Below are 7,298 nucleotides of genomic sequence, written 5' to 3' on the forward strand. Positions count from 1 at the left end.
GATCATGTCTGTCGTTCTCCGCTGGCAGGGCGTCAAGTCAATGATGGCAGATTGATGGGGTTTTTAGAGGCTCCTTTAAGGTAATCCCACGCCGCACGATTGCTCAGCCATGCCCACGCTTCCCGTCTGCAACGCCTGCCGCGATGGCCAGGACTTTCCCACCGCCATCACCATGGCGTTCCAGCCCATCGTCGATGTGTCCACCCGCACGCTCTACGCCGGCGAAGCGCTGGTGCGCGGCATCAACGGCGAATCGGCCGGCAGCATCCTGGCCGCGGTGGATGAGCGCAACCGCTACGCCTTCGACCAGGCCTGCCGCATCAAGGCAATCGAATGCGCTGCGCAGATCGCGCTGCCGGCATTGTTGTCGATCAACTTCATGCCCAACGCGGTCTACAACCCCGAACACTGCCTGAGCGCCACACTCTCGGCCAACGAGCAGTACGGCTGGCCGCTCAACGCCATCATCTTCGAGGTCAGCGAACGGGAACACCTGACCGACCCGGCGCACCTGCTCTCGATCCTGCGCAGCTACCAGGCGCGCGGCATGAAGACCGCCATCGACGACTTCGGCGCCGGCTATTCCGGCCTCGGGCTGCTGGCCGACTTCCAACCCGACCTGCTCAAGCTCGATATCGCCTTGGTGCGCGGCATCGACGCCGACCGCAGGCGCCAGGCCATTGTGCGCCACGTCACCCGCATGTGCGAAGAACTGGGCATCGCGGTAATTGCCGAAGGCATTGAGCAACCCGACCAATACCGCGCCCTGCGCGACATGGGCATCCACCTGCAACAGGGCTATCTGTTCGCTCGCCCGCAGATCGGCGTGTTGCCGCAGGTGTATTGGCCAGAGTGAGTGAGTGCGTGCGTGCGAGTGGACGCAGCAAACCAGCACACACCGTTAGCGAACACTCGTCATCGCTCAACGCACGAAATCCGCGCGCGAAGAAATCAAAATGCACGCAAGCCGCGTTTACGATTCCCTAATCACGATTCCCCGCGGCGCTACCGCGCCGCCTCACACATCCCGCGGCATCGGACCCAGTTGCGGCGTCTGACCCGGTCATTCCACTTCCACCTCGTCCACCTAGCCCCAGCCTTCGGGCGAGTCGTAGCCTTCGATGATGGGATGGTGTGTGGCGTGGTGATGCGCGGTGGCGTGTTTGTGCGGCGAATCGTCGCAACAGCCCACCTGGCCGCAACTGCGCAACAGGCGCAGATGCAGCCAGGTGCTATCGATCACCAGGCAGTCTTCGCAGCCACGCGCGCGCGGCGTGAATTCGGCAATCTGCGCGGTGTGCGTGCATTGATCACTCATGATGTGGCCGACTCCCGGGGGCACTGGCAAATGCGGACTCGGGCACCGGATTGGCTTGATGCGCAAGGTAGTGGTGAATCTGCGCCACCACTGCAGCGCCCTCGCCCACCGCAGCCGCCACGCGCTTGACCGAGCCGGCGCGCACATCGCCGATGGCAAACACGCCGGGGCGATTGGTTTCCAGCGGCAAGCAGGCCGGCACGCCGTCACCGCGCGTGGTGCCGGTGATGACGAAGCCGCGCGCATCGGTCTCCACGCACTGCTGCAACCAGCCGGTGTTGGGGTCGGCGCCGACGAACAGAAACAGATGCCGCAACTCCACGCGCGTGGTCTGCCCATCGGTGCGCGTGCGTAGCACCGCCGCCTGCAGACAGCGCTCCGGGTCGCCTTCCAGTGCGGACACTTCGGTGCAGGTATGCAGCTGCACATTCGGCAGCGCGGCGATGCGGTCGGTCAGGTATTGCGACATCGACGCTTCCAGGCCATCGCCACGAATGATCAGGAGCAACTGCTTGACCCGCGGCGCCAGAAACGCGACCGCTTGATCTGCGGAATTGCCGCCGCCCACCAGCGCCACTACCCCACATTCGCACCAGCGCCCTTCCACCGGCGAGGCCCAGTACGACACGCCATGGCCTTCGAAACGCTCCAGTCCTTCGATCTGCGGACGCCGGTAACGCGCACCCGATACGACCACCACGGTGCTGGCCAGCAGTTGTTTGCCGTCGGCAAGATCCAGCGTCAGCGCGCCGTCCTCGCGCCCGCATTGCAGCGTGCCCGCCTCGATCGGAATCGCCAGTTCGGCACCGAATTTCAGCGCCTGGTTATACGCGCGACCGGCCAGTGCCTGGCCGGAAATGCCGGTCGGAAAGCACAGATAGTTTTCGATGCGTGCCGAGGCGCCGGCCTGCCCGCCGATGGCGCGCTGGTCCAGCACCATGACCGACAAGCCTTCGGAGGCGGCATACACCGCCGTCGCCAGACCGGCAGGCCCGGCACCGACAATCGCCACGTCGTAGCGCTTGTCAGGGTCGATCTCCGGAATCATGCCCAAACAGTGCGCCGCTTCGGCATCGCTGGGTTGGCGTAGCACGCGCCCGCTCGGACACACCATCACCGGCAACTCGTGCTCCTGGATGCCAAGCCGCTGCACCAAGGCGCGGCCCTCGTCGTCGGAAACATCCATTACCGTGTTCGGGTAGCCATTGCGGGTCAAAAAGCCCTGCAACCGGGTCAGAGACGGATCGTCCGATTCGCCGATCAAGACCGACCCGGAGGCATCGCCTTCGATCAAACCCACGCGGCGCAGGATCAGCGCGCGCATCACCACCTCGCCCACTTCCGCCGAGCTGATCATCAACGCGCGTAGATGCGCGGTGTCGAACGGCAATGCCAGGCAGCCGTCCGGCCCGGCGCACCCGGCGGCCAGCGATGCGCGCCCGGCCAGTTGACTGACCTCGCCAGTGAATTGTCCGGGCGTGTGCAAGGTGATGGGCTTTTCGTTGCCAACCCCGTCGCGGCGCACCACCTCGATGGCGCCTTGCAGCACCACCCAGACGGGCGCGTGCGCATCGCCGACCTCGAACACGGTTTTGCCCGCGTCGAAACGCTGCGCCGGCCCGCTGGCAAAACGCCGCGTGATCGCCAAGTGGGCCGAGTCCAGCTCGGGAAACATCTGATGGGGCCGGTATCGGCCAGAGACATGGATCGGCGACGCTGAGGGAGATTGCATGCAAGCATGGCCAGCCGTGATGGCCGCGGCAATCACCGGAACGGGCCATGCAGGCCGCGACATGCGCTGCACGCTGCACAAGCGCACGCGAGCAGACGGTGATGCCGTGTACGTAGATGTGCACGCATGTACGGCGGTTGCGGTGCAATGAGCGCGTGCCGCATCAACGTGCTCGACGTGGGCAATCAACCGCAACCGTGCGCACTCTTCCTGCGCCCGCTCCCCATGTGGGCCGTGCTGCCCGGCGGCCATGCGCTCGGCCGGGCACACGCGAAACACGCTTTTCTCACGCCAGTTCGTGGGTGCCATCGACGCCAACTGGGCGAACGCTCGCTTCCACAGGCGTGATGTCGTAGTGGTAGGTGGCCACCCAACACATCCCGTCGTTATCGATCGTCGCTCTGCGGTCCTGACCCGCGTGTTCATTGCATTCACACGCTGCACAACATTCGTTCACCCGTGCGCAGCGCGGCGATTCCAAAACTGACGTTGATCCGCACACAGCATTGCCTGTGTGCTCGCCCCCCGCCCCACCAATCCAGGAGACCGTGCATGCCAAGCGCGCACAACCCGTACGCAATGCAGAACCCACTCACCCAGTTCCCGCAGCCCAAGTTTCCCGAACAGACCCAGCAGGCACCCGGCACCGTCCATGCACTGCAGCCCAAGGCCGACCATGGCGAGCAGAGCTACCAAGGCCTCGGCCGCCTGAAGGGCCGCAAGGCGCTGATCACCGGCGCCGACTCCGGCATCGGCCGCGCCACCGCAATCGCCTATGCACGCGAAGGCGCCGACATCGTGCTGAACTATCTGCCGGAAGAAGAAAAAGACGCGTCCGAAGTGGCGCAGTTGATCCAGGCCGAAGGTCGCAAAGCCATCAGCATCCCCGGCGACCTCACAGACGAAGCGTTCTGCAACACGCTGGTCGCACGCGCGGTCGAGGAACTCGGCGGGCTGGACCTGCTGGTCAACATCGCCGGCAAGCAGACAGCAATGAAAGACATCGCCGACATCACCACCGAACAGTTCGACGCTACCTACAAGACCAACGTCTACGCGCTGTTCTGGCTGTGCAAAGCGGCAATTCCACATCTGCCACCAGGCGCATCGATCATCAACACCGGCTCGATCCAGTCCTACCAGCCCTCGGCAACTCTCATCGACTACGCCTCCACCAAGGCCGCCATCGTCAACTTCACCAAGGGCCTGGCCCAGCAGGTCGCCGATAAAGGCATCCTCGTCAACGCCGTCGCGCCCGGCCCGGTATGGACGCCGTTGCAACCCAGCGGTGGCCAGCCGCCGGAAAAGATCCCGGACTTCGGCTCGGAAACCCCGCTCAAGCGCGCCGGCCAGCCGGTGGAAATGGCGCCGCTGTACGTGATCCTGGCCTCGCAGGAATCCAGCTACGTCACCGGCGAAGTGTTTGGTGCCACCGGTGGCTTGCTGCTGTCCTGAGTGACTGCTTGCCGATGCATCGCCACCGGCACTTTTCGCTGATCGCCGCCCCTGCGGCGATCAGCGCGGGCCCCGGGGGCACGATCCGTCTACATCGTCGGCAACCCACTCCAACGCTGAAACGCCATCCGGATTGACGGGTGTCTACTGCTGCAGCATTACCGTCTGGATCGCATGCGCCGGAATTTTCAGCGCGCTCGATGCCTCGCCCACGTACAGGTTGTAACGGATCGCCACGTCACTGGCATTCATCACCACCGTCGCCAGGCTGCCATCGGAATTGAGACACGCTGTCGTGGCCAGCAGGCTGTCACTGTCTTTCACGAAGGCCGGCACGCTCCCTGGGCTGGCGAATGTGGTCAGTTTTCCTCCAGCCGCAGCGATGGCCTGGCGCAGCATCGGAATGCGATAGCGCTGATCGCGCTTGACCGAATAAGGTCTTGACGCCGCATCGCCTTCGGGGAGATAGGTATCGCTGCCGCTGCTGAAATCCGAGCGATGGATGTGGTGCGCGCCAGCGTGTAGCCGATGCCCTTGTGCGGATCGTAACAAGCGGCGAGCACTTCGCGCTGCGCGCACTTGGGCAGCTTGGCGAAGGTCTGCGCACCCGCCAACCTGCTGCCCATGTCCAACGTCTTGCTGCTGCGCACGCCGAAAGAGCGCGAAGAACTGCTGCTGGAAGAAGTGCTGGACGCCACCGGGCAATGCATCGACGGCATCGGCCTGGGCGCAACCAGTTTCGAGCTGATCGCATCGACCTGGAACTGCACCTGGCCACCCTGCGCGACCCGGTACTGGCCGCCTTCATGCGCCGCCAGAGCGCATCGCCGATCGAACACCTCAGCGACCTGCTCAAACGCCTGCTCCGCGGCCACGCCGACCAGGCCAGCGGCAAGCAGGAATTCCAGGCCCGCCTCTACGCCATCGCCGCAATGTGCGGCGGACTGCATACCGTGATGACCAATGGCATGGAGCTCGAACGCATGCATTTGCAGCTGATCGTGCGCGATAGTTTGTCTGAAATTTTAAAGTCTGCACCGGTGTAGACCTGACCGGCGCAGACCCGAAAAGCCACGGACATGCGCAGCGGCCAATGCCGTCCCGCAATACACACGCCTGGGCTTACGCTCAGCGAGAGGACGATGCAGAGGCCTCCGCAGAAGCGCGGCTTCGCGCAGCCGATAGCAGATGATCAACCAACGTGTCGGCATCGCCGCCAACGCCACTGGCAGCGCGCCAGAGTTCAGGAGGTATTCGTGAACGGTCTGCCGTTGCCAGGTTCATAAGATCCATGGCCAGTGCAGTGCGCTCCCCTTCGCTCATTTCAGGGGCGGAAGTATCTGCGTCAGGCATGGTGACCATTTCAATGGCAGCATCCAAACAGTCTTCAGTTATTCCTAACTCGTTCGCCCTGGCTGACTTTGTGACGGTTGACTGCGCTTGTGCTTGCAGATACCAGTCCGCCATGCGCCCAACCGAAGCTGCCGCGCCCATGGCACCAAGCGAAGCCAGAAAAGGCACAGCAGTAGCCACTGCATAGTTTTTCCACCACGCATCATCTGTTGCGTGACCCCAAATCGTTGCGAAAGGCGCCTGTAACGCGTTCAAGCCTGAAGGGACGGCGACGAGGGATGCCGCCACGGTGCCAACACGTGAAACTTGCCGTCCAACGTTCGCAATCTGGACGCCGATGGGCCGCTCTCTAAGCCGCGCCGCACGCACTGGCAGCCGTGGCCGCAGGTCTTGCATCAATTGTGTGTTGCCCTGCGGGTCGCCTTGCTGCGCTGGGGAGCTCGCCCCCCCCTGGGCTGGCAGATCGTCTTCCACTTGCCTTGCGCCTCGACGGGTTGCGGAGGTCAGATTCACAGGACGCATGCGTCACCTCTTCAGTCGTTTTGTCGGATCGATAGTGTTGCTGTGGAACGTCATTGCGCCTGAACAAAAGCCGAAAAAACACAGCTTTTTGCGAAAAATAGAGACCGCATCTTCCAGACGACAAGAATTCGGCTTGCTGACCACGCGATTGCCTTTCTGTCTAAGGACGCTCGCTTGCTGGGAGAGCCTGACGAAAGCCTGGAGCAGCGTCCTCAGGTGCGCGGAAAAGCCATGGACAGACCGCAACGTGTCTGCGCATTGCAGATTGCCTCCCTATCCATGCCGATGCTCACGCTTCCGTAGCAAAGCAGCGCAGGAAGAGACCTTCGCTTCGTGCCGTTATAACGCCCTTCGCTGATCGATTTCCCTGGCAAGGCTGCCGTGTCCGGTGGATTCGCGCACGAAGTGCAACTTTCTCCAACGGTAGTGGGCCAGGTGCCTGAGCCTGAGCCACTACACGACCACGTGGAGTTGCCCATGTCCTATCAACACCTGACCCAGGACGCACGTTATCAGATGCAATGCGGATTCCTGATTAGCCCCGGCCTTCAGCCAGCAGTCGCAGGATCTGCGCCGGGCTGGGTGGATGCTGCTGTCACCTGAAGCCAACGAGCTGGCGTGATGAGTATCACTGCCGTGCAGTTCCAGGCGGAATTGTCGATGCCTGAGTTTTTCGCGTCCTACGGCACCGAAGCCAAGTGCTATCGCGCGCTCTACAAATCGCTCAACGGCCGGCTGCGCGACGAATGCCTCAACGAGCATTGGTTCCCAACACTGCTGCATGCGCGCACCGAGATCGAGCGCTGTCGACGCGAAGACAAGGAAAACCGGCCCAAGAACTGAGGTTTCCCCACGTTTTCCCGAGATAGATCAGCTGGTTGCACCCGGATCGTGTAGAAACAAGTGCGCGCATGGCGC

Annotated in this window: 5 protein-coding genes and 5 pseudogenes; 5 read left to right on the top strand and 5 right to left on the bottom strand. The window is 63.0% G+C overall.

The window, feature by feature from the left end; all coding sequences use genetic code 11:
* Nucleotides 1-109 precede the first annotated feature (109 nt).
* On the top strand, nt 110-856 hold the full coding sequence (locus XpopCFBP1817_RS18320) for an EAL domain-containing protein (protein ID WP_128418207.1): 747 nt from the start codon (nt 110-112) through the stop codon (nt 854-856).
* Between the two features lie 207 nt (nt 857-1,063).
* On the opposite strand, the pseudogene XpopCFBP1817_RS18325 reads toward XpopCFBP1817_RS18320, so the two are convergent.
* A pseudogene (locus tag XpopCFBP1817_RS18325) lies at nt 1,064-1,318 on the bottom strand (UBP-type zinc finger domain-containing protein).
* Nucleotides 1,311-3,050, bottom strand: a complete 1,740-nt coding sequence (locus tag XpopCFBP1817_RS18330) for an FAD-dependent oxidoreductase (RefSeq protein ID WP_128418208.1) — start codon at nt 3,048-3,050, stop codon at nt 1,311-1,313. Before XpopCFBP1817_RS18330 ends, XpopCFBP1817_RS18325 begins: the two are co-directional and overlap by 8 nt.
* 552 nt (nt 3,051-3,602) lie before the next feature.
* On the opposite strand from XpopCFBP1817_RS18330, the gene XpopCFBP1817_RS18335 reads away from it, so the two are divergent.
* The gene (locus tag XpopCFBP1817_RS18335) at nt 3,603-4,505 is read left to right on the top strand and encodes an SDR family oxidoreductase (RefSeq protein WP_128418209.1); all 903 of its coding nucleotides are present in this window, start codon (nt 3,603-3,605) and stop codon (nt 4,503-4,505) included.
* Nucleotides 4,506-4,649: 144 nt separating this feature from the next.
* On the opposite strand, the gene XpopCFBP1817_RS23790 is transcribed toward XpopCFBP1817_RS18335, so the two are convergent.
* The gene (locus XpopCFBP1817_RS23790; protein ID WP_341866019.1) at nt 4,650-4,829 is read right to left on the bottom strand and encodes a glycoside hydrolase family 30 beta sandwich domain-containing protein; all 180 of its coding nucleotides are present in this window, start codon (nt 4,827-4,829) and stop codon (nt 4,650-4,652) included.
* Nucleotides 4,806-5,131 (bottom strand): annotated as a pseudogene (locus XpopCFBP1817_RS23310) (glycosyl hydrolase); the annotation flags it as partial. The gene XpopCFBP1817_RS23790 and the pseudogene XpopCFBP1817_RS23310, both read right to left, overlap by 24 nt.
* On the opposite strand from XpopCFBP1817_RS23310, the pseudogene XpopCFBP1817_RS18345 reads away from it, so the two are divergent.
* A pseudogene (locus XpopCFBP1817_RS18345) lies at nt 5,130-5,551 on the top strand (hypothetical protein). The pseudogenes XpopCFBP1817_RS23310 and XpopCFBP1817_RS18345 sit on opposite strands and share 2 nt — an antisense overlap.
* Before the next feature lie 82 nt (nt 5,552-5,633).
* Here XpopCFBP1817_RS18345 and xopAV read toward each other — a convergent pair.
* Entirely contained in the window at nt 5,634-6,380 is a 747-nt protein-coding gene (xopAV, locus tag XpopCFBP1817_RS18350) for a type III secretion system effector XopAV (protein WP_128418210.1), read from the bottom strand.
* Between the two features lie 621 nt (nt 6,381-7,001).
* Here xopAV and XpopCFBP1817_RS22260 point away from each other — a divergent pair.
* Together XpopCFBP1817_RS22260 and XpopCFBP1817_RS18355 are read left to right on the top strand one after the other, a co-directional pair.
* Nucleotides 7,002-7,100, top strand: a pseudogene (locus XpopCFBP1817_RS22260) (IS1595 family transposase); the annotation flags it as partial.
* A pseudogene (locus XpopCFBP1817_RS18355) lies at nt 7,089-7,217 on the top strand (integrase core domain-containing protein); the annotation flags it as partial. The pseudogenes XpopCFBP1817_RS22260 and XpopCFBP1817_RS18355, both read left to right, overlap by 12 nt.
* Between the last annotated feature and the right edge of the window lie 81 nt (nt 7,218-7,298).

The organism is Xanthomonas populi, assembly GCF_002940065.1.
GTDB classification, from domain to species: Bacteria; Pseudomonadota; Gammaproteobacteria; order Xanthomonadales; family Xanthomonadaceae; genus Xanthomonas; species Xanthomonas populi.

Coding starts and splice junctions, on each gene's coding strand:
- XpopCFBP1817_RS18320 (WP_128418207.1), top strand. CDS start 110: ATGCCCACGCTTCCCGTCTGCAACGCCTGCCGCGATGGCCAGGACTTT.
- XpopCFBP1817_RS18330 (WP_128418208.1), bottom strand. CDS start 3,050: ATGCAATCTCCCTCAGCGTCGCCGATCCATGTCTCTGGCCGATACCGG.
- XpopCFBP1817_RS18335 (WP_128418209.1), top strand. CDS start 3,603: ATGCCAAGCGCGCACAACCCGTACGCAATGCAGAACCCACTCACCCAG.
- xopAV (WP_128418210.1), bottom strand. CDS start 6,380: ATGCGTCCTGTGAATCTGACCTCCGCAACCCGTCGAGGCGCAAGGCAA.